A 20951-nucleotide genomic window follows, 5' to 3' on the forward strand; every position below is an offset into this window, starting at 1 on the left:
CCTCCTTTACGGGCAGGTTGCGAGATTCGCAGCGGGCTGCGTCTCACTGATTTTACGACCCAAGGAATCATAGCTGTAACAAGTGCGCAGCGTGACGCCGCCTGCCGTCACTGCGACCCCGCGCAGCAAAAGATTATCTGCGGTACCGTCAGCACCATATTCATATGCGGTAGTTGCCTGCTGCGCCCCGCTATCACACACAGGCGTACTGCTTCCTGCCGTTGTCTGGCAGATCGTCTCCGTTGCGGGCATCCAGATGGGAGTTGCTTCGGGAACCAGTGCGCCGCTGGCATTTTTCACATAGGCATATTTCTGGACGTAGCTCCGTACGGTCAAAGGCCGCGAACTTCCCGCGTCCGGGGCGGGCTCCATCTTCGTCAGCAAGCCGCCGTGCGCGGGATCATATGTATAATTGGTGGTCGCGCCGCGCGCATCGGTTTCGGAGGCCGGCTTGTTGCAAGTCCGCGGGTTCTCGCAGTGGGTCGGATAAACCGCGGAATAGATCGTGACTGGCGAAAGCCCGGAGCCGAACTTCGGGCTGCGCTCGGCGACCGTGATGTTATTGCGGTTATCCCGGCCCAGATTTATGCCGCCCTGCTCCGGGTCGGTATATCCATAGACCCGATAGTCTCCCGGATGCGCCGAAACATGTGACCACCAGTTGCGAAGATTCTCGTCCGTGTATGTTGTCATCTGGCCGAAAAGCGTGTGGCCAGATACCTCTTTCACACCTCCAAGCGGATTCGTTGAAGTTGCCCCCATAAATGGCACATATCCACTATCGTCGATGTTCACCGAGTAGGTATAATTATAGGTCCCATTCGCATCGGTGATCGAACTTACATAACTAGTCTCTCCGTCGTTGGCCCCTGCTGCCGTATACGTGACCGATGAGCTAGGAATCGCCGTTTGGCGAACTACCACGGCTCCGCTCGAAATGACAATTTCCACTCCATCGGAGTAGCCTGGTTCGGTAATCTTGATTGATTTAAAAGCATCATTATAGGTAATATTTGCGGAAGGAAGCGCAGATACGGACGCACATTCTTGCTTAATGAGCTCGTTGCAAAAAATTTGAGATTTATTATAAGCTGTTATCTTTGTAGGTGAATTCCAGTTTACCGACCCCGCCATCGACGTCGGCGTTGCGTTGGTCCGATAGAGGAATTGAATCCCGTAGCCGCGCGACGAGACCGCAAACCTCAGTCTGTCGATCCCGGCCGACAAACCGCCTCCAACGGGGACATTCACGATATCTCTATGGAAAGTCCACCGCTCGCCGTTCGCAAGCTCGATTTCATTGAACACTTCCGGCTGGTCTCCCATTGGACTCAACAAGCCGGTTGAGGAAACTACTCTATTTCCCGAAGCGTCGTATATTGAACTGGCCCCCGAAGGGGGCGTGAATCTGAAAACGTTGGCTGGCCCAATACTCTTGCTATACCTAGATCCGTTCGGATTGATGTAATCATAGCCCCCGGTTCGAAAATATCCTGATCCATCAGCAATGGTGGCGCCCGTCAGAATGCCAAACTCATTGATATATGACGATTTACCGCGCGGATTTGGCTGCAGCGCTCCGTTACTATTCCCAGCAGGTATAGCAAGTTCATAGCTCGATTTTAGAGCGGTTGCGCCTTCGCCAAAAGAAACGAGAGGAATGGAGATGCGGGCTTGGCCGTTCACCAAATCCACTCCCTTTTCATCAACGGTCTTAACAGGAGGATCGAATTGGCGGCCGGAATCCTGCGCGCAAGCTAACGAAGAAAAGAGTGTCGCGGCAATAAACGACGCGCCAATCAGCTTCGCGTCTCCACACAAATTCCTAGCACCCATATCTTTGCCCCCCTCTGGCTGGCGCCAGTGCAGTTACTTACGCTGCAGCCTCGCGATGCTAACAAGCATAAGGCCGTTCGGTCATATCCACATTCTAGGGCGGCGGCGCGTTGGGCGAGCCCGTCACTTTGACGTTTTGTCGATTATCGGCCTTGTCGTGCGTGTACTCCGTCTTGACGCCATTGTTCACGGTGCCCGTCCGTTCGACTGTCACGAGTCTCCCCTTTGCATCGTAGGTGTAGGTGACGGTTTCCGCGGCAAATGACGGCGATGCGCTGATGAGCATCGAACTCAGCGCGAGCAAATTTACCCGTTTTATTGACAACGGCCCCTCCGAATCGCTTTCACAGGAGCAATTTACCCCTCGACCCCAAAAGGCTATGTGCCAGATATATTGTAGGAAAGCCTTTTCTTACGGCCATATCTCCTATTTCGTTGCCATATTGGATGCAATTTCCGCCTCCTTGGCTCACGCTATTTCGAATTTTATTCGCGCGTTCGGTCCCGAGTGCACAGGGTGCCGGCTGTGCGAGCCCGTTAGGCGCGCCGGTCGCACACAGCGATGGCGTCATGGTTGCCTTTCCGCATCCCCGCGGCAATGGCCGTCGAGCGCCACGAACCGAATCGCCGTTGCGCATCAAACGGCTGCAGCTTTCCAGGACACACGCTCGCTAGCACACCTGCCGTCAGGCGCTCGGGTGTGTGCCAGCTCATCCGAAACCTCGCAGGATCAACTGCCGCCTCGCTACCGGATTGTGGACATCGAGTCAAAAGCGGCAGCAGGCCGCTGTGGGTTCAAATTGCCACTTCAAGCGAGTTATAACAAAGGCGTGCTCGGGAAAGCGGGAACCCAGTAGCGACGGCCGAATGGGTTCCCGCTTTTGCGGAAATGACGAAGGGGTTGTTTTCATGAAGTTCCTCATCGCGGCTTTTGCTCTGCTTGCCGTTCTCAGCACCCCCGCCACCGCCCAAACCGACGACGCTTACGCTCCGGCGCGTGCGATTGTCGCCGACATCGGCAAGATCGTCACGCCGAACGGGGTGCAGGAAACGTTCGAGGTCACGCTCGGCGGCGCGCGACAGGTTGTGAACGTACGCGGCTCCGACCGCGGCAATCCGATCCTGATCTTCGTCCATGGCGGTCCGGGCGCGGTCGAAATGCCCTTTGCCTGGGCGTTCCAGCGGCCATGGGAAGATGTCTTCACCGTCGTCCAGTACGACCAGCGCGGCGCGGGTCGCAGCTATCCGCTCAACGATCCTGTGACGCTTGCGCCGACGATGACGGTCGAGCGCTACCGCGACGATGCCATCGAACTGATCGAATTGCTCGGGAAGCGCTACGCCAAGCGCAAGGTTGTGCTGATGGGGCACAGCTGGGGATCGATCGTCGGCCTGTCGGTCGCGGCGAAGCGGCCCGACCTCCTCTACGCCTATGTCGGTGTCGGTCAGGGCATCGATTTTCGCGAAGGCGAAAAGGCCGGCATGGCGTGGACGCGCGCCAAGGCGCTCGCGTCGGGCAACGCAGAGGCCGTCGCCGCGATCGACGCGCTCGCCCCTTATCCGTCGGGCGATTTCACCATCGCCAAGGCCGATGGTTGGCGCAAATATGCGATCCCCTATGGCTCGCTCATCTACAACAAGCCCGACCTCAAATATTATTTTCAGACGCCGCGCCTGTCACCGGAGTACACCGAGACCGACCGGCAGGCATGGGGCAAGGGCAGCGAATTTTCGGTGACGACGCTCTGGCCGCGCCTCGCCAACGTCAGCTTCACGAAGGTGAAGAAGATGGACGTGCCGCTCGTCTTCCTGCTCGGACGGCATGATTATACTGTCCCATCGCCTGTGGCGGCCCAGTGGTTCGGACAGGTTGAAGCACCCTCAAAGAAGCTCGTCTGGCTCGAACATTCGGCGCATATGCCGATGGTCGAGGAGCCGGGGCATTTCTTTGCCGCGCTGCTCACCGACGTGCTGCCGCTCACGAAAGACACAAAATGACCGCCTATCTCGCGCCGATCGGCCTGCTGTTCGTCTCGAACATCTTCATGACCTTTGCTTGGTACGGGCAGCTCGGCGCCGTGTCGCGTCCGGTCTGGCTCGCGGTGCTGATCGCCTGGGGAATCGCCTTTTTCGAATATTGCCTCGTCATCCCCGCGAACCGCATCGGCTATGGCGTTTATAGCGCCGCCGAACTGAAGACCTTGCAAGAAGTCATAACCCTGATCATATTCGCCGGGTTCGCGGTCTTCTGGCTCGGTGAGAAGCTGACCCTGAACCATCTCGTCGGCTTCGGTCTGATTGCGGCGGGGGCGTTCTTCATTTTCAAGGGACCGATTGCGGTCTGACAGGATTTTACAGCGACATGGAAACCCGTGCCGGCGATCCCGGAGCCTTTGCCCGCTTCGACCTTAGCCGCGTCCCCTCACCCGCCTTCGTTGTCGATACTGCGAAGGTGCGCGCCAATCTGGCGGTGCTCCGCCATATCGGCGATGCATCAGGCGCCCGCGTGCTCGCGGCGCTCAAGGCCTTTTCGATGTGGTCACTTGGTCCCACCGTGACCAGCTATCTCGACGGCGTCTGCGCCTCGGGTCTCTATGAAGCCCGGCTCGGCCGCGGCGAATATGGCGGCGAAGTTGCGACCTATTGCGCCGGCTATAAGGAAGCCGACCTGCCCGAGATCGCGGCGCTGTCCGATCATCTGATCTTCAACTCGCCCGGCCAGATCACGCGCTTCCGTCCGCTGCTCGACGAATTGCGCGCGAAGGGCGAGACGTTCGACATTGGCCTGCGTATCAACCCGATGCACAGCGAGGGCGAGGTTCCGAAATACGACCCCGCGGCGCCGTGTAGCCGCCTCGGTTTCCCGATCAGCCAGTTGCTGCCCGAACATATGGAGGGCGTCGACGGCGTCCATATGCACAGCCTGTGCGAACAGGATTTTCCGCCGCTCCAGCGGACATGGGAAGCGGTTCAGCCGATGCTGCGGCCCTTCTTCAACCAGCTCAAATGGATCAATTTCGGCGGCGGGCATCATGTCACACGCGCCGATTATCAGGTCGACGATCTGATCGCCTTCCTGAAGCAGGTGCGGGCATCGACCGATTGCGATGTGATGATCGAGCCCGGCGAAGCGATCGCGCTCGACGCCGGAATCCTCGTCGGCGAGGTGCTCGACCTGTTCGACAATGGCATGCCGATCGGCATCACCGACATTTCGGCGACATGCCACATGCCCGACGTGATCGAGGCGCCGTACCGGCCCGCGATGCTCGGCGAAGGCAGCGAGGGCATGCCGACACGCCTCGGCGGTCCGTCATGCCTCGCGGGCGACGTGATCGGCGATTACCGCCTGCCCGGCGGCGCACGCATCGGCCAGCGCTTCGCTTTCCTCGACCAAGCGCATTATTCGATGGTGAAGACGAACACCTTCAACGGCGTTCCGCTGCCGTCGATCTGGCTGTGGGACAGCGAGAGCGACGAATTGAAGCTGATCCGCGAATTCGGTTATGAGGATTTCAAGACACGTCTGGGGTGATCGCGCGTCAGAAGTGCGAGCCGTTGAAGATCAATGCAACGGCTCGTCCGCGCGCGTCGGTCGCGGCGAGTGCATTCCAGACGTCTTCGCACTCGAACCCGCACGCGATCGTCCGGTTCTCGTAACGCGCTATGATCTTGTAACGGCCTGCGGTGGCCTCGCGGCAAGCATTGGCCGTTCGAGCCTTGGCGAAGGCCGCATTGCGCGTGGCCTCATTGCCCTTGGTCGGGATCGCGCGGACGGCTGCCCGCGCCCCATCGGCCGTTGAGCAGAGATAGAGCTTGCCCATCGTTGCCGGATCATGATTCAGCACGCCATCGGGCACAAATTCGGCAAGCCAGCGTTCGAAATCGGTACGCGGATGCTTGGCGTTCCCTGTCTCGTCGACGATCCCGACAACCTCGGCGCCACTTGCGTTTGCCCCGCGATAGACAAGGTAAGTCTCGCTTCCCGGTGCAAGCGCCAGCGTCCGCCGCGCGACCACCTCCTTGATCGTGATCGTCGATTTCGCGTCGGGGCTGTTTTGCGTGCACCCGGTCGCGGCCAGCCCCTTGAAGAACAGGCCGGTGTCGATCGTGTGATTTCGCGGCGCCGGCTGCACGCCATAATAGGTTCCGAGCATCGTGCGCGCGGCCGCTTCGGTTGGACAGATGACGGTCGAAAAATCGCTCGGGATGTCGGTTTTCGCAGGCAGCGGCTCGCCGCCTCCCTGTACCGCCATCATCATCACGAGTGCTGCCAAGCTCATCCGACGCTCCCTTTTCGGTTCGAAGACAGGAGCTTATCGCTCGAAAGCGGACAAGGTCAACCGGCGGAAGGGCCCGTCTCCGCCAGCGCTTGGTGGATATGGCTCACCACCACCGATCCCTCGCCGACCGACGAGGCAACGCGCTTCACCGATCCCTTGCGCACGTCGCCGACGGCATAGATGCGCGGCCAGCTCGTTTCGAGGCGGCTTGGCATGCGGTCGAGCGACCAGCCAGCTTTCACAAGTTCGAGCGGTGCGATGTCGGCGCCGGTCTTAACAAAACCACGCTCGTCGCAGACCATTTCCTTGGGCAGCCAGCGCGTATTCGGGCTCGCGCCAAGGAAGAGGAACAGGAATTTGCAGTCGCAATGATCCTCTGCGCCGGTCTCGCGGCAACGATAGGTCACGCCGGCCAGATGGTCCTCGCCGTGCAGCGCGATGACGTCGGTCGAAGGAATAATCTCGATATTCGGATGCTCTTCGAGCCGCTTGACCAGATATTCGGACATGGTGTCGCGCAGGCTCGACCGGCGGAAGATGACATAGACCTTCTTCGCGACGCTCGCGAGATAGATTGCGCCCTGCCCCGCCGAATTGCCCGCGCCGACGACGCTGACCTCGGCATCGCTGCAGAGCTGCGCTTCCATCGGCGTTGCGCCATAATAGATGCCGCGGCCTTCGTAGGTTTCGAGGCCATCGATCGGGAGGCTCTGATATTTGGCGCCGCTCGCGATCACCACAGCGCGGCTGCGCAATTTGCGGCCATCGGCGAGGTGCAGGCAATAGGCGTCGTCGCCATCGCGGTTGATCGATGCCGCGCTGACCGGCGATACCAGTCGCGCCCCGAATTTCTGTGCCTGCACCGTCGCGCGGCGCGCCAGTTCGTTGCCCGAAATCCCGGTGGGGAAGCCCAGATAATTTTCGATCTTCGACGAAGTCCCTGCCTGGCCACCGGGTGCCAGCGAGTCGAGGGCTATGACCGACAAGCCCTCCGACGCGGCATAGACCGCCGCCGCCAGCCCGCCGGGACCGCTGCCGACGACGATGACGTCGGCGGTGGCGCCGTCAGGAAGCAGGTCGAGCCCGAGCCCCACCGCAAGCTGCTCCGGCGTGGGCTGGATCAGCACATCGGCTGCGCCCAGGATGGCAACCGGCAGTTGATCCTCGGTCAGCCCGCGCTCGGCCAGCAGATGTCCCGCGACGGGGCCGTCGGCAGGGTCGAACCAGCGATGCGCGACGCCATGCTTCATGAGGAGGTCGCGCAAGGCATAGACGCTGCGGTCCATCGCCGCGCCGATCACGATCGTCACCGCAAAGCCGCGATGCTTGCTGAACTCGCGCCGCGCCGACAGCACGCGGATGAAGATGTCCGAATAATAGCTGTTGCCCGCGATCAGGCGCTGGAAGTCCGCGTGCGCGATGCGCAGGATATCGCCGTCGGCGCCCATCTCGACGCGTGACAGATGACGCTGCCCCGTCAGCACCGACAGGTCGCCAGCGAACTGCCCATGCTCCATCCAGCCGACGCGCTTGCGCCCCTCATCGGTCGAGGCAAAAATGTCGGTGTGGCCCGACAGGGTCACGATGCAATCGGGCGCCATCGCGCCTTCCTCGACCAGCAGATCGCCGGCCTTGTGCGACTCGATGGTGCCGAAGGCTGCCAGTTCCTGAAGCTCTGCGTCGGAAAAATTGTGATTTACGTCGGCGCGAGACACCATGGCGGGGAGGTCCTTTTCGGGTTTGGCGATGTTTCATTCCTAGCGCGGCGGCACGGCTTTGTCTCGCATTTGCGCGGTTTGGCGCACATGGGGCCCGGTTCGCCCCCAGTGTTACCTTCGCGTTACAAAATTGCGCCAAAGGGTCTTTACAGGGGGGACCCCCCTGCATATATCGCCCTCCGCTGCCCCAGGGGGACTTCCAATAACCGCAAGGCAGCCTTTGTGTTTAACGTTATTTTTGGGGGTCCCTTGAGTTGCACCAGCATCATAGCGCCCACGGGCTGATTCAGGCACTTTCGCCGATCGAACCTGTTACGCTTGTCCGCCCGCACGCCGCGCGGCGCGCAGCGCGTTTCTTCATCGAGCGATTTCCCGGCACGACCATGTATGCGGTCAAGGCGAATCCGTCGCCCGACCTGCTGCGCGTGCTGTGGGATTCGGGTGTTACGCATTATGACGTCGCCTCGATCGCCGAGGTGCGTCTGGTTGCGCGCACGCTTCCCGAAGCGACGCTCTGTTTCATGCATCCGGTCAAGGCCGAGGAAGCGATTTCCGAAGCCTATTGGAAGCATGGTGTGCGCACCTTCTCGCTCGACACGCTCGACGAACTCGAAAAGATCGTCCGCGCGACCGAAGGCGCACAGGATCTGAACCTGCTCGTACGCCTGCGCGTTTCGTCCGATCATTCGAAGCTCAGCCTTGCCGCCAAGTTCGGCGCCGAAGCCGACGAAGTCGTCGAACTGCTGATGGCGACGCGCCAGGCCGCCGACGCGCTCGGCATCTGCTTCCACGTGGGCAGCCAGGCGATGACCCCGCATGCTTATGCACAGGCGATGGAACGCGTCCGCGCCGCGATCGTCGCGGCGTCGGTCACGGTCGACATCATCGACGTAGGCGGCGGTTTTCCCTCGTCCTATCCCGGCATGGAACCCCCGCCGCTCGACGCCTATTTCGAGACGATCCATCGCAGCTTCGAAAGCCTGCCGATCAGCTATTCGGCCGAACTGTGGTGCGAGCCGGGCCGCGCACTGTCGGCGGAATATAGCTCGCTGATCGTGCGCGTCGAAAAGCGCCGCGGCGATGAGCTGTATATCAACGACGGTGCCTATGGCGCGTTGTTCGACGCCGCGCATGTCGGCTGGCGCTTCCCCGTCACGCTGCAGCGCGACGCCGAGAGCGACGCCGAGATGGTGCCGTTCAGCTTTTACGGCCCGACCTGCGACGACCTCGACCATATGGCAGGCCCCTTCTACCTGCCCGCGGACATCAAGGCCGGCGACTTCATCGAGATCGGGATGCTCGGCGCTTATGGCTGTGCGATGCGGACCAAGTTCAACGGCTTCGGCGCCGACGAGACCCATGTCGTCAGCGACGAGCCGATGGTCAGCCTCTACACCGGCGAAGTCGAACAGGAACGCCGCAGCGCAACGGTGACCAAGCTGTTCTGACGAACCGCATTTGCGAAAAATGAGAGGGCCGGCGCAGCGATGCGACCGGCCCTTTCTCTTTTGGGCGGGGCCGCTAGATTGCGCGGCCCATGCAGCCCTTCCATCATCTCCTTGCTAACAATCTGGTCGCCAACATCACCAATTTCACGGTGTGGTTCGCGCTGACCTTCTGGACCTTCCTCGAAACGCAGTCGGTCTTCGCGACGGGGATGATCGCGGGCATCTATCTGGTGCTGACGGCGATGCTCGGCATCTGGTTCGGCAGCCTCGTCGACCATCACCGCAAGCGGAACATGATGATGCTGTCGAGCATCGCTTCGCTGATCCTCTATGCGGCGGCGCTCGGCGGCTATCTGCTCGATCCGGATATCCGCAACGCCGACGTAGGCAGCGTGACGCTCTGGCTCTTCATTCTCGTGTCGATGCTGGCGGTGATTGCCGGCAACATTCGCATGATCGCGCTGCCGACGCTGGTGACCCTGCTGGTGCCCGAGGACCGGCGCGACAAGGCGAACGGCCTCGTCGGAATGGTCAGCGGGATCGGCTTCCTCACCACCTCGGCGATCAGCGGTTTCCTCGTCGCATGGGGCGGAATGGTCGCGACGCTGGGGTTCGCTATTGCCCTGTCGCTGATTGCCGCGATCGACCTGCTCTTCGTGCATATCGATGAACCGCGCGGGACCGAGGAGCATGCGGAGCCGCGCCGTATCGACCTTGCCGGGACCTTCCGCATCGTTCTCGGCATTCCGGGCCTGTTCGCGCTGATCCTCTTTTCCGCCTTCAACAATTTGCTCGGCGGTGTCTTTATGGCGCTGATGGACGCTTACGGCCTGTCGTTGATGAAGGTCGAGGCATGGGGGCTGTTGTGGGCGGTGACATCGAGCGCCTTCATCCTCAGCGGCGCACTTATCGCGCGCACGGGGCTCGGCGCGAACCCGGTGCGGACCCTGCTTATCGTCAACCTCGTCACCTGGGCGGTCGCGGCGGTATTCACCGTCCAGTCGTCGATCATCCTGCTGACGATCGGCTGCTTCATCTGGATGTTCTTCGGCCCCTATGCGGAAGCCGCCGAGCAGACGACCTTGCAAAAAGTCGTGCCGTTCGAGCGGCAGGGCCGCGTTTTCGGCTTTGCCCAGTCGGTCGAGCTCGCTGCCTCACCGCTCACCGCCTTCCTGATCGCGCCGTTGACGCAGTTCATCTTCGTCCCGTTCATGACCGACGGCGCGGGGGCGCAGGCGATCGGCGACTGGTACGGACGCGGACCCGAGCGCGGGATCGCCGTCGTCTTCACAATCGCGGGCCTGCTTGGCGTGGCCCTCACGATCATCGCCCTGCGCTCGCGATCCTATCGGAAGATTTCGGCCGCCTATGCCGCCGGGAATGACGGCGCCGAGGCGGCGTCGGCTGCCGCGTAACGAAAATCGCCGAAGCCTCTTCCGTTTTACTTTGCAATCATTCTATCCTGCCCCGCAAAGCAGAGAGAGGATGTGCGCCTATGTTGTCAGGGATCCGGATCGTCGACCTCACCACGGTCATCTTCGGCCCCTATGCGACGCAGATGCTCGCCGATCTCGGCGCCGAAGTCATCAAGGTCGAAACGCCGGGGACGGGCGACATCTCGCGCTATCTGGGCAGCGGCGTCCCCGATCCGACGATGGGATCGATCCACCTGACCGTGAACCGGGGAAAGCGCTCGATCGCGCTCGACCTCAAGAAACCCGACGACGCGGCCGTGCTCCGCGACCTGATCGCGACTGCCGACGTCTTCTTCCACAACGTCCGCGGCAAGGCGATCGCGCGCCTTGGCTTCGATTATGCGGGCTGCAAGGCGCTCAAGCCCGACATCATCTATGTCCACGGCACGGGTTTCGGACAGGACGGCCCCTATGCCGATCTCCAGGCCTATGACGACGTCATTCAGGCCGCGACGGGCACCACGAGCCTGCTTCCGCGCGTCGATGGCGATCCGCGCCCGCGCTATTTCCCTTCGCTGATCGCCGACAAGATCGCTGGGCAATTCGGTGCGCAGGCCATCCTCGCCGCGCTCGTCCACAAGTTCCGGACCGGCGAAGGGCAGCAGGTCGAGGTGCCGATGTTCGAATGCTTCGCTTCGTTCATGCTCGTCGAGCATCTGCGCGACGCGACGCTCGACCCGCCGATCGGGCCTGCGGGCTATCCGCGCCAGCTCGACCCGACGCGCCAGCCCTTCCCGACCAGCGACGGCTATCTCGCGATTGTCCCCTACACGCCCGAATCGACCGCACGATTGATGATCCTGCTCGGCAGCGCCGGGCTCACCGAAACGCCCGAGTTCGAAGCTGCCAAGGCCAAGGGCCAGCACATGCCGATCGTTTATTCGGAAATCGCACGGAAGACCCCGGCGAAAACCACCGCGGAGTGGCTCGAATTGTTCGCCGCGAACGACATTCCCGCGATGGCGGTCCGCGATCTGCAGGATATCAAGGATGACCCGCATTTCGTCGCGACCGAATTTTTCCGCCGCCGCGAGCATCCCGATATCGGCGGGTTCCACGAAATGCAGCCCCCGGTAAAATATGGCGCGATGCCGGGTCGTGATCTTGGCTTCGCCCCGCGCGTCGACGGCGACGGCGTGGCGATCCGGGCCGAGCTGGCGCGTTGAACTTCGCCGGTTGCATTGTCAGCGCTGCCGCGTAGCATCGCGGTCAACGAACGAGGGGGAGTGTATGCCTGAAAATCTGCTCGCGCCCGGCGCGGTGCTCGCGCTGTGGACGCTGATCATGCTGACCTGGGCGGGTGTGACGCGCTTCCAGGCTTTTTCAAAGGTCGGCATCGATCTGAAGGCCGCGCCGCCTGGCGGACGCGGCGTCGACCTGGAAGGCGTGCTGCCGCCGCTCACCAACTGGAAATCGCATAATTACACGCATCTGTGCGAGCAACCGACGCTCTTCTACGCGGTCATCATCTTCCTGCATCTGTCGGGTGGCAGCACCGACCTCACGCGCGGGCTTGCCTGGGCTTATGTCGTGCTGCGCATCGTCCACAGCTTCTGGCAGTCGACGGTGAACCGCGTGCCGGTGCGTTTCGTCATTTTTTCGGTCGCGACGCTGTGCCTTTTCGCGCTGTCGTTGCTAGCCGTGATCGCCACATTGGGTTGAGGGGGAGAGAGATATGGATACGAACGCAATATTGGGACCCGTCGCGACGCTCGCGCTCTGGTCGATGGTGATGTGGCTGTGGATGTACGCGACGCGCATCCCGGCGATGAGCCGCGCCAAGATCGACGCCGCGAAGATGGTCGGCGGCACGGGCAAGAGCCTCGACGAGGTGCTGCCGCCCGAGGTGCAGTGGAAGGCGCACAACTATAATCACCTGATGGAGCAGCCGACGGTCTTTTATGCGGTCGCGCTCGCGCTAGCCGTCGGCGGCATGGGCGGCGGGCTCAATGCGCAGCTTGCCTGGGCCTATGTCGGCCTGCGCATCCTGCACAGCCTGATCCAGGCGACGGTCAATCGCGTGATGTGGCGCTTCGGCATCTTCGCGCTCGCCAGCCTCGCGCTGATTGCGTTGTGCGTGCACGCCTTCATCGGCTTCGTGCTGCACTGATCTTTTAGCGCGAGAAACGTGCGGCCAGTTCCACATGGGTTGACCAGCGGAACTGGCCCACGGGCTGCACCCAGTCGAGCGTATAGCCACCCTCGACGAGCATCTTGGCGTCGCGCGCAAAGCTCGCGGGATTGCAGCTGACATAAGCGATGACCGGTGTCGTCGATGCCGCCAATTCCTTGACCTGCTCCTCCGCGCCAGCGCGCGGCGGATCGAGGATGACCGCACCGAAACGATTGAGCTCGGTAGGCACCAGCGGGCGACGGAACAGGTCGCGGTGCTCGGTCGCCACCAATGCCCGTGCCCGGTTTGCGGCGCCCATCAGCGCGGCGATCGCATCGCGCGCGCCTTCAGCGGCATAAACTTTACGCCCCGCCTGCACCGACAGCGCGAAGGTGCCGACGCCCGCGAACAGATCGGCGACCGCCGGAGCGTCACCGATCGCGCCGCGCACCGCATCGACCAGCGCGGCCTGCCCCGTCGCCGTCGGTTGCAGGAAAGCAAAGGGCGGCACTTCGACCAATATGTCGCCAAAACGCATTGTCGGCGGCTCGGGCTGCCAGAGGATTTCGAGGCCGTCGCCTTGATCGATCGCAAAGCGCGCGAGTTTGTGCGCGCCGGCAAAATCCTGCAGCGCCATCGCGGCGTCGAGCCCCTCGGCCTTCACGCCTTCCAATATCAGCTCGACGCCCTGGTCGAGCATCTGCATCTTGACCTTCACCGGTCGCCGCTGCTGCGCGATCATCGTCAGCAATTCGCGTACCGGAGCGACCAGCGCGAGGAGTTCGGGCATCAACAGCGGGCACATCCGCATGTCGACGATCTGGTTGCTCTGCGCCGCATTGAAGCCGATCGCGACCTGCTTGCCCGTGCGGAGCGCGGTCAGCACGGCGCGGCGGCGGCTTTCGGCGGGCGACAACACCGCGGGCAGAACGTCGCCGAACGCAACCTCCTGTCCCTGCAAGCCGCCGACAACGCGGTCGCGCACGAAATCGGCAAGGGCGGGTTCGGCAACATGCTGCAACTGGCAGCCACCGCATTTGCCGAAATGACGGCACGGCGGCTGGGTGCGGTTCGGGCCCGGGATGATGATCCCGTCGTCGCGGACGCGGTCGCCCGGCACGCCGCCCGCCACATGGCGACCGTCGGCCGTCACGCCATCGCCGCGCGCGGCAATGCGCTCGATCAGCGCAGCTTCACTCATTTTCAGTCCCTAACAAGATCGTCGGCCACAAGGCCGGGGCCGATAGCCGCTGCGCGCGCAATATGCCAGCCCACAGCGGCGATGGCCGCATCGAACGGATCGCCCCCGCGCGCAAGCATCGCACCGCATGCACCCGCAAGCACATCGCCGCTTCCCGCAGTCGCCAGCCATGGGCTTCCGGGCCAAGCGGCGGCAACGCGGCCGTCGGGCGCGGCAATGATCGTGTCGGCGCCCTTATAGATGACGACCGCGCGCGTCCGCGCGGCGGCAGCTTTCGCACGGTCGATCTTGCTGCCGTATAGCTGCGGGAACGCACGTGCGAACTCCCCTTCGTGCGGGGTAAGGATCGCCTTCCGCGGCGTTTCCGAGAGGCGCGGCAGCGCGGCGGCGATGGCGGCTGCATCGAGGACGAGCGGCTTGCCCGAATCGAGCGCGGCTTCGACGTCGAACAGCAGCTCGTCGCCTGCCGGAAATCCCGGTCCGATCACGACAGCGCCGACGCGCGGATCGTCCAGTCGCTCGCCGAATTTCTCGTCGCTTTCGGTGATGATCGCCGAAAAGGGCGCGCGCTCGGCACCGTCGAGGACGACATAACCCGCCCCCGCACGGAGCGCCGCCGCGGCAGTCAGTCCGGCGGCACCGCGCATCGGCCCGGCAAAAACCAGCACCATCCCGCGGGTGAACTTATGTGCCGCCGCATCAGGTGTGGGGTTCTGCGGCGCGGGCAAGCTGCGCATCGCCTTGCTCGCCGATATACCAATGGGCGCAAGCAGGACGCGCCCGCAGCCGGGCGCCGTCGGCAACAGGACGTGCGCGGGCTTGAGCGCCCCCAACGCCAGCGTTACATCGGCGGCGAGCGGCGGCGTCCAATCTTCGGCGCCATCACTCTCCACCCCGCTGGGCAGGTCCACCGCCAAGATCCGTCGGTCGGCGAAATGCCGGAGGATCGTAGCGAGCCCGTCCGGGACCGGCCGCGACAATCCGACGCCGAATAGGGCGTCGACGATCAAGGGTGCCGGTGCAAGGCGGCCGTTGAGCAGCTCGACCGGCCCGCTCCACTTGGCGCGCGCGGCTTTCGCCAGATCGGTTGTCGGCTCGGCGAGCGCGGCGACGCGCACCGATGCGCCGCGCTCGGCGAGTAAGCGCGCTGCGACATAACCATCGCCGCCATTATTGCCTGGGCCGCAGAGGATCAGGATGGGCGCGCCCGCGGCCATGCGCCAGGCGGTATCGGCGACTGCTGCGCCCGCCAGCTCCATCAGTTCGGACAGCGACGTTCCCTGGATCGCACACGCGGCCTCGGCTTCGCGCATCGCCTTGGTGGTCAGGATCGGGGCGTCGGCGGGGACGGACATAGCCGTTTCCCTAGCATGATTTCGTTTACTTCGCGCCGCCCGTATTGGCGGGCAGGCGGTAACGGTCGTTGCCGATCGCGACCTCGATGACATTGTCGCCGACGATGCGCACTTTAGCCGGTTCGGCGCCGTCAGCCGACACGACGCCGCGCCCGTCGGTGGTAATCTGCAGACGGCGGTAACCGACGTTGCTGCGCCCGACAACGAGGATCGCCCCGTCGGCGCCGCTCATTTCCTCGACGGTACAGGTGCGGTCAAACAGCTTCGAGCCTTCGAGCGCGCATTCGATACGGCCGTCTTCGGCGGCTTTGCGCGACCCGCGCGCTTCGGCTTCGGCGAGCTCGCCATTGTCGGGTGCGCGGTTGCAGCCCGTAAGCGCAACGAGCGCCAGCAATACCCCCCCGAAATATTTCATCCCTTGCCCTTCAGTTGCGACAGGTCGCGCACCGCGCCGCGCGCGGCACTGGTCGTCATCGCGGCATAGGCCTGAAGTGCTACCGAAACCTTGCGCGGGCGCGGCTTCGCGGGTTGCCAGGCGGCATCGCCCTTGGCTTCCATCGCGGCGCGGCGTTCGGCGAGGACGCTGTCGGCGACCAGCAGGTTGATCGTGCGCTTCGGGATGTCGATTTCGATCAGGTCGCCATTCTCGACCAGTCCGATTGCGCCACCTTCGGCGGCTTCGGGTGAGGCATGGCCGATCGACAGCCCCGACGTGCCGCCCGAAAAGCGGCCGTCGGTGACGAGCGCGCACGCGGCGCCGAGCCCTTTGGACTTGAGATAGCTCGTGGGATACAGCATTTCCTGCATCCCCGGCCCGCCCTTCGGTCCTTCGTAACGGATGACGACGACGTCGCCGGCCTCGACCTGCCCGGTCAATATGGCGGCTACCGACGCATCCTGGCTTTCATAAACCTTGGCAGGGCCGGTGAATTTCAGGATGCTTTCATCGACACCCGCGGTCTTCACGATGCAGCCCTCGAGCGCGATATTGCCCGAGAGCACCGCGAGCCCGCCATCCTTGCTGAACGCATGGTCGGCCGAGCGGATCACGCCCGCCTCGCGATCGAGGTCGAGATCGTCCCAGCGCCGATCCTGGCTGAACGCCGTCTGCGTCGGCACGCCGCCCGGCGCCGCCATGAAGAATTTTTGTACCTCGGGATCGTTGGTCCGCGAAATGTCCCATTTGTTGAGCGCATCGCCCAGCGTCGCGCTGTGCACCGTCGGCAGGTGCGCGTGGATCAGCCCCGCGCGTTCCAACTGGCCGAGGATCGCCATGATCCCGCCCGCGCGGTGGACATCCTCCATATGCACGTCACTCTTCGCCGGCGCGACCTTCGACAGGCACGGCACGCGGCGCGAGAGCCGGTCGATGTCGTCCATCGTGAAATCGACCCCGGCCTCGAAGGCGGCGGCGAGCAGATGCAGTACGGTGTTGGTCGATCCGCCCATCGCGATGTCGAGGCTCATGGCATTTTCGAATGCCTCGAAGGTCGCGATATTGCGCGGCAACACGCTGACGTCGTCTTCCTCATAATGACGGCGGCACATTTCGACGACGAGCCGTCCGGCATTGAGGAACAGCGCCTTGCGGTCGGCGTGCGTCGCCAGCGTAGAGCCATTGCCCGGCAGCGAGAGCCCGAGCGCTTCGGTCAGGCAGTTCATAGAATTGGCTGTGAACATGCCCGAGCACGACCCGCACGTCGGGCACGCCGAGCGCTCGATCGCCGTGACCTCCTCGTCGCTATATTTTTCGTCGGCAGCGGCGACCATCGCGTCGACCAGATCGAGCGCGACCTCCTTGCCCTTCAGCACGACCTTGCCGGCCTCCATCGGCCCGCCCGACACGAAAACGACCGGGATATTGATCCGCAGCGCCGCCATCAGCATGCCCGGCGTGATCTTGTCGCAGTTCGAAATGCACACCATCGCGTCGGCGCAATGCGCGTTGACCATATATTCGACGCTATCGGCGATCAGGTCGCGGCTCGGCAGTGAATAGAGCATGCCGTCATGCCCCATCGCGATCCCGTCATCGACCGCAATCGTGTTGAATTCCTTGGCGACGCCGCCCGACGCCTCGATCTCGCGCGCGACCATCTGACCCAAGTCTTTCAGATGGACGTGCCCGGGTACGAACTGGGTGAAGCTGTTGACCACCGCGATGATCGGTTTGCCGAAATCGCTGTCCTTCATCCCCGTCGCACGCCACAGGCCGCGCGCGCCCGCCATGTTGCGGCCGTGGGTGGTGGTGCGTGAACGATAAGAAGGCATTTTATAACGTCCTGATAATTTTATTTCAAGATTAAGCGAAGAGACGCGCCTCTACACGCCTATTTGGTCAGATTCAATGCAACTTTGCTGCACATGCGAGAAAGCCGTTCGGCAAAGAGCGCCTGCCCCGCCGCGTCTCCGACCAGATCCTGCCGCATCTCGATCCCGACATAGGGAATACCGTTCGCCTCGGCATGACGGTTCATCGTCGCGTTGAGCAGCTTGCCCGAATAGGGCTGCTGGTCGCCGACGGTCATATTCTCGGCCTTCAAAGCGGCGATTGCCGCCGCCGCGAGCCGGTCGTCCTCATTGTAGAGCACCCCGACGTGCCATGGCCGCGCCTGATCGGGATGCGCCGCGAGCGACGGCGTAAAGCTGTGCAGCGACAGGATCATCGCCGGACGGTGCGCCGCGATCGTGTCCGCAATATGCGCATGATAGGGCCGGAAAAACCGCGCCAGCCGAGCCTCGCGGGCATGATCGTCGAGCGCATTGCCCGGAACCGCATGTCCGTCGCTGGCAATTGGCAGCACGCCGGGAGCATCCTCATCGCGGTTGCAGTCGACGACGAGCCGCGACACGCCGCCGAGGATCGCGGCGTCGACCGCGCCGCTTTCGACCAGCAATTTCGACACCCCGGCGACACCAATGTCGATCGCGATATGGTTGGCCAGCAGCGCCGTGTCGATGCCGAGGTCGATGTCATCGGGCACAAACGCCGAGGCGTGATCGGCGATCAACAGGATGCCGCCGGCGCGCGCTTCGCCGAGTTGCCGCCACGCTTCGCTCACCGCAATGCTCCCGTCATCGTCCACCAACCCGGATGCCGCGCTGCCAATTGCGCCGCCGCCGCATCGCGCTCGGCCGCCGCATCGAACAGCGCAAAACAGGTCGCACCCGACCCCGACATACGCGCGAGCCAAGGGCGCAGTCCCCCGAGCTCGAGCAAGATGTCGGCAATCGCCGGGCACTGCGCGATCGCCGGGCGCTGCAGATCGTTGCGTGCGCTGAAAAGTTGGGCGCGAAAATCTGCGCCCGTGAACAGCGGTCCGCGGTCGATCCCGTCCCACGCCGCGAAAACCGGCCCAGTCGCGACGGGGTGACGCGGATTTACCAGCAGCACGGGCGTCCCGGCCAGATGCAGTTCGGGCACCGGGCTCAACTCTTCCCCAACCCCGACACCAAGACAGGTCGTGCTCGTCACACAGGCTGCGACATCGGCTCCAAGCGGGCTGACGAGCCGCGCCAGCGTCGCATCACCCAGTTCGGGCAGGAAGTGCGTCCGGATCAGCCGCGCCATCGCGGCGGCGTCGGCCGACCCGCCGCCGATCCCTGCCGCCACCGGCAGCCGCTTGGACAACGTCACCGCAAGCAGGGGCACGCGGTCGGCGCCATAGCGGCCGCGAAGGAGCGCGAGCACCTGCATCACCAGATTGTCGTCGCCGGCGCTGAGGTTTTCGCCAAACTCGCCGTCGATCGTCAGGCTGTCGGCCTCGGCGAACTCGGCCGCGATCGCGTCGCCGCCATCGACGAAGGCGAACAAAGTCTCGATCTCGTGATAGCCGTCAGCCCGACGACCCCGGACGTGCAGCGCGAGGTTGATCTTGGCCCAGCCGGTCTCGCGAAACGCCGTCACGGTGCGGTGTTGGCAGGCGTCAGCCCGTCGCGCAGCTTCGCCTCCAGCCGCGTCGCCATTTCGGCCTCGGCGAACAGTGCCGCGGCGCGCCAGTTATATCGCGCCTGGAACCTGCGCCCTGCCTGCCAATAGGCATCGCCCAAATGCTCGACGATCACGGCATTCCCGGGTTCGCCGAGCTGCGCCTTTTCGAGCAGCTTCACGGCGTCGTCGGTCCGCCCCGTCAGGAAATAGGCCCAGCCGAGCGAGTCGGCGATACTCGCATTCTGTGGTTCCTTCGCCCACGCCGTCTCGATGCGAGCCAGGGACTGCTTCACATCCTTGCGCCGCTCGAGCGCCGAATAGCCGGCGAAATTGAGCACCGAGGCATCGTTGGGCCGCAGCGCGACGGCCTTTTCCATGAGCGGCTGCGCCGCATCCCACTCGTCCGCCTGCAACAGCAGTTCGGCGCGCGCGATCAGCAAGGTTCCTCGAAGCGCCTGATCGCCTTCGCCGTCGCCCAGCGCCGCTTCGAGCCGTTCATAGGCGCGCCCGGTCGCCTTCGGGTCGTTGGATCGCCGCATGATGTCGGCAAGCCGCACGAGCAGGCTGCGCGCATCGCTACGCGCCGCTGCGGACTCGGCGAGATTCGCCGCGCCGGCAAGATCACCGGCATCGGCCATCAGTTCTGCTCGACGCATCACCAGCACCGGCGGCAATTCCGTGCGGCCCGTATCGAGCAGGCTCATTGCTTCGGCCTGTTGCCCGTTGCGGTCGAGCGCCTCGACCAGCGTCGCGCGGACCGCCCAATCCTGGTCGCTGAGCCAATGCGCCGCGCGCGCGAACAGCAAGGGGACTTTCGAACTGCCGCCCGGGGTTCGCGCCAGCCCGTCGGCAAGCAGCCCAAGCCACAGCGCTGTTCCCGCGCGCGGAGTAGAAACCGGCTGCTCGGGCAGCAATAGCATCGGATCTTCGCGCTGCCCCGAAGCGAGCGCGATCCGTCCGCGTAGCCGTTCCGCCGCATCGCGCTGGCCTGCTCTTTCGAGTGTCGCCGCCGCGCGCAGCCCGACGAGCTGGCTCGTACGGTCGGTGAGCGTGATGCCGTCGGTCAGCGCCGTCGCCTCCGCCGGGCGCAGCGTCGCGAGTTGCACGAGCGCCACCTGAAGCGACAGCGACGGTTCGGGGCGCGTGCGGTTGTTGGCCGCAAGCAGATGGCGCTCGGGCAATTTTTCGCGCGCGCCGACATCGATCCACGCATTGACCGTGGGCAGGATGAGCCGCCCGATCGTGTCGGCTCCAGCCTTGTCATTGCGCCCCGCCATATAGTCGCGCGCAGCCTTCCAGTCCGATCGCCGCATGGCGTCGACCATCAAGACGAGTTGGGCATCGAAACGGCGGTCACCGCCGGCCCACAGCCTCAGCGCGGCCGCTCGTGCGGCATCGAGGTCGCCGGCCTCGATCGCTTGTTCGAGCATCCGCCCGCGCAGGCCCGGCAAGTCGGGCGCGACGCTCGACACGGCGGTGAGCGCCGACAGCGCCGCGGCGGGTTCGCCGCCCTCCTCTGCCAGCCGCGCGCGCACCAGCGCGTTCAATGCGGCGCCATTGTCGTCGACAGCATGCGCCGGAACCGCCGCCG

At 63.7% G+C, this 20951-nt stretch carries 19 protein-coding genes; 8 read left to right on the forward strand and 11 right to left on the reverse strand.

Features of this window, described 5'->3' with window-relative positions:
- Positions 1 to 6: 6 nt before the first annotated feature.
- Both GGC65_RS02290 and GGC65_RS02295 read right to left on the reverse strand, forming a co-directional pair.
- Positions 7 to 1836, reverse strand: coding sequence for a hypothetical protein (locus GGC65_RS02290; protein WP_192645680.1), 1830 nt, complete (start codon positions 1834 to 1836; stop codon positions 7 to 9).
- Positions 1837 to 1930: 94 nt separating this feature from the next.
- Positions 1931 to 2140: a hypothetical protein gene (locus tag GGC65_RS02295; RefSeq protein ID WP_225940640.1), complete on the reverse strand. Its 210-nt coding sequence runs from the start codon at positions 2138 to 2140 to the stop codon at positions 1931 to 1933.
- Positions 2141 to 2745: 605 nt separating this feature from the next.
- On the opposite strand from GGC65_RS02295, the gene GGC65_RS02300 reads away from it, so the two are divergent.
- The 3 genes from GGC65_RS02300 to GGC65_RS02310 are packed head-to-tail and all read left to right on the forward strand — an operon-like array spanning position 2746 to position 5371.
- The gene (locus tag GGC65_RS02300) at positions 2746 to 3834 is read left to right on the forward strand and encodes an alpha/beta fold hydrolase (RefSeq protein ID WP_192645681.1); all 1089 of its coding nucleotides are present in this window, start codon (positions 2746 to 2748) and stop codon (positions 3832 to 3834) included.
- Positions 3831 to 4181 (forward strand): DMT family protein, encoded by a 351-nt coding sequence (locus tag GGC65_RS02305; protein WP_192645682.1) that lies wholly within the window; start codon positions 3831 to 3833, stop codon positions 4179 to 4181. Before GGC65_RS02300 ends, GGC65_RS02305 begins: the two co-directional genes overlap by 4 nt.
- A 17-nt stretch (positions 4182 to 4198) precedes the next feature.
- Entirely contained in the window at positions 4199 to 5371 is a 1173-nt protein-coding gene (locus tag GGC65_RS02310; RefSeq protein ID WP_192645683.1) for a carboxynorspermidine decarboxylase, read from the forward strand.
- Between the two features lie 7 nt (positions 5372 to 5378).
- On the opposite strand, the gene GGC65_RS02315 is transcribed toward GGC65_RS02310, so the two are convergent.
- Complete coding sequence (locus GGC65_RS02315) at positions 5379 to 6119, reverse strand: hypothetical protein (RefSeq protein WP_192645684.1); 741 nt, start codon at positions 6117 to 6119, stop codon at positions 5379 to 5381.
- Positions 6120 to 6175: 56 nt separating this feature from the next.
- Positions 6176 to 7837 carry an FAD-dependent oxidoreductase gene (locus tag GGC65_RS02320; protein ID WP_192645685.1) on the reverse strand — a complete coding sequence of 554 codons (1662 nt, stop codon included), beginning with the start codon at positions 7835 to 7837 and terminating at the stop codon, positions 6176 to 6178.
- Between the two features lie 254 nt (positions 7838 to 8091).
- Here GGC65_RS02320 and GGC65_RS02325 point away from each other — a divergent pair, with 254 nt between their 5' ends.
- From GGC65_RS02325 to GGC65_RS02345, 5 genes are all read left to right on the forward strand, one after another.
- Positions 8092 to 9285 (forward strand): type III PLP-dependent enzyme, encoded by a 1194-nt coding sequence (locus tag GGC65_RS02325; RefSeq protein ID WP_192645686.1) that lies wholly within the window; start codon positions 8092 to 8094, stop codon positions 9283 to 9285.
- Between the two features lie 89 nt (positions 9286 to 9374).
- Positions 9375 to 10700 (forward strand): MFS transporter, encoded by a 1326-nt coding sequence (locus GGC65_RS02330; RefSeq protein WP_192645687.1) that lies wholly within the window; start codon positions 9375 to 9377, stop codon positions 10698 to 10700.
- Between the two features lie 80 nt (positions 10701 to 10780).
- A complete protein-coding gene (locus GGC65_RS02335; protein ID WP_192645688.1) occupies positions 10781 to 11926 on the forward strand; it encodes a CaiB/BaiF CoA transferase family protein in 1146 nt (381 codons plus the stop codon).
- 64 nt (positions 11927 to 11990) lie between these two features.
- Positions 11991 to 12422, forward strand: a complete 432-nt coding sequence (locus tag GGC65_RS02340) for an MAPEG family protein (protein ID WP_192645689.1) — start codon at positions 11991 to 11993, stop codon at positions 12420 to 12422.
- A gap of 13 nt (positions 12423 to 12435) precedes the next feature.
- On the forward strand, positions 12436 to 12870 hold the full coding sequence (locus tag GGC65_RS02345; protein ID WP_192645690.1) for an MAPEG family protein: 435 nt from the start codon (positions 12436 to 12438) through the stop codon (positions 12868 to 12870).
- A 4-nt stretch (positions 12871 to 12874) separates the two neighbouring features.
- On the opposite strand, the gene GGC65_RS02350 is transcribed toward GGC65_RS02345, so the two are convergent.
- Genes GGC65_RS02350 through GGC65_RS02380 form a run of 7 tightly spaced genes read right to left on the reverse strand, consistent with a single transcriptional unit; the run spans position 12875 to position 20907 of the window.
- Entirely contained in the window at positions 12875 to 14074 is a 1200-nt protein-coding gene (locus GGC65_RS02350) for a class I SAM-dependent RNA methyltransferase (protein ID WP_192645691.1), read from the reverse strand.
- A gap of 2 nt (positions 14075 to 14076) precedes the next feature.
- Positions 14077 to 15429, reverse strand: coding sequence for an NAD(P)H-hydrate dehydratase (locus tag GGC65_RS02355; RefSeq protein WP_192645692.1), 1353 nt, complete (start codon positions 15427 to 15429; stop codon positions 14077 to 14079).
- A gap of 25 nt (positions 15430 to 15454) precedes the next feature.
- Positions 15455 to 15844 carry a hypothetical protein gene (locus GGC65_RS02360; RefSeq protein WP_192645693.1) on the reverse strand — a complete coding sequence of 130 codons (390 nt, stop codon included), beginning with the start codon at positions 15842 to 15844 and terminating at the stop codon, positions 15455 to 15457.
- Complete coding sequence (ilvD, locus tag GGC65_RS02365) at positions 15841 to 17700, reverse strand: dihydroxy-acid dehydratase (RefSeq protein WP_192645694.1); 1860 nt, start codon at positions 17698 to 17700, stop codon at positions 15841 to 15843. The genes GGC65_RS02360 and ilvD overlap by 4 nt, the downstream gene beginning before the upstream one ends.
- Before the next feature lie 59 nt (positions 17701 to 17759).
- A complete protein-coding gene (locus GGC65_RS02370) occupies positions 17760 to 18491 on the reverse strand; it encodes an N-formylglutamate amidohydrolase (RefSeq protein ID WP_192645695.1) in 732 nt (243 codons plus the stop codon).
- The gene (locus tag GGC65_RS02375; protein ID WP_192645696.1) at positions 18488 to 19336 is read right to left on the reverse strand and encodes a 4-(cytidine 5'-diphospho)-2-C-methyl-D-erythritol kinase; all 849 of its coding nucleotides are present in this window, start codon (positions 19334 to 19336) and stop codon (positions 18488 to 18490) included. Before GGC65_RS02375 ends, GGC65_RS02370 begins: the two co-directional genes overlap by 4 nt.
- A complete protein-coding gene (locus tag GGC65_RS02380) occupies positions 19333 to 20907 on the reverse strand; it encodes a hypothetical protein (protein WP_225940641.1) in 1575 nt (524 codons plus the stop codon). The genes GGC65_RS02375 and GGC65_RS02380 overlap by 4 nt, the downstream gene beginning before the upstream one ends.
- Positions 20908 to 20951 lie beyond the last annotated feature (44 nt).

This window comes from Sphingopyxis sp. OAS728 (assembly GCF_014873485.1).
Taxonomy (GTDB): domain Bacteria; phylum Pseudomonadota; class Alphaproteobacteria; order Sphingomonadales; family Sphingomonadaceae; genus Sphingopyxis.

What these genes read in the sequence shown, in the direction of transcription:
- GGC65_RS02290 (WP_192645680.1), bottom strand. Translation starts at nt 1,836, where the DNA reads ATGGGTGCTAGGAATTTGTGTGGAGACGCGAAGCTGATTGGCGCGTCG.
- GGC65_RS02300 (WP_192645681.1), top strand. Translation starts at nt 2,746, where the DNA reads ATGAAGTTCCTCATCGCGGCTTTTGCTCTGCTTGCCGTTCTCAGCACC.
- GGC65_RS02305 (WP_192645682.1), top strand. Translation starts at nt 3,831, where the DNA reads ATGACCGCCTATCTCGCGCCGATCGGCCTGCTGTTCGTCTCGAACATC.
- GGC65_RS02310 (WP_192645683.1), top strand. Translation starts at nt 4,199, where the DNA reads ATGGAAACCCGTGCCGGCGATCCCGGAGCCTTTGCCCGCTTCGACCTT.
- GGC65_RS02315 (WP_192645684.1), bottom strand. Translation starts at nt 6,119, where the DNA reads ATGAGCTTGGCAGCACTCGTGATGATGATGGCGGTACAGGGAGGCGGC.
- GGC65_RS02320 (WP_192645685.1), bottom strand. Translation starts at nt 7,837, where the DNA reads ATGGTGTCTCGCGCCGACGTAAATCACAATTTTTCCGACGCAGAGCTT.
- GGC65_RS02330 (WP_192645687.1), top strand. Translation starts at nt 9,375, where the DNA reads ATGCAGCCCTTCCATCATCTCCTTGCTAACAATCTGGTCGCCAACATC.
- GGC65_RS02335 (WP_192645688.1), top strand. Translation starts at nt 10,781, where the DNA reads ATGTTGTCAGGGATCCGGATCGTCGACCTCACCACGGTCATCTTCGGC.
- GGC65_RS02340 (WP_192645689.1), top strand. Translation starts at nt 11,991, where the DNA reads ATGCCTGAAAATCTGCTCGCGCCCGGCGCGGTGCTCGCGCTGTGGACG.
- GGC65_RS02345 (WP_192645690.1), top strand. Translation starts at nt 12,436, where the DNA reads ATGGATACGAACGCAATATTGGGACCCGTCGCGACGCTCGCGCTCTGG.
- GGC65_RS02350 (WP_192645691.1), bottom strand. Translation starts at nt 14,074, where the DNA reads ATGAGTGAAGCTGCGCTGATCGAGCGCATTGCCGCGCGCGGCGATGGC.
- GGC65_RS02355 (WP_192645692.1), bottom strand. Translation starts at nt 15,429, where the DNA reads ATGTCCGTCCCCGCCGACGCCCCGATCCTGACCACCAAGGCGATGCGC.
- GGC65_RS02360 (WP_192645693.1), bottom strand. Translation starts at nt 15,844, where the DNA reads ATGAAATATTTCGGGGGGGTATTGCTGGCGCTCGTTGCGCTTACGGGC.
- ilvD (WP_192645694.1), bottom strand. Translation starts at nt 17,700, where the DNA reads ATGCCTTCTTATCGTTCACGCACCACCACCCACGGCCGCAACATGGCG.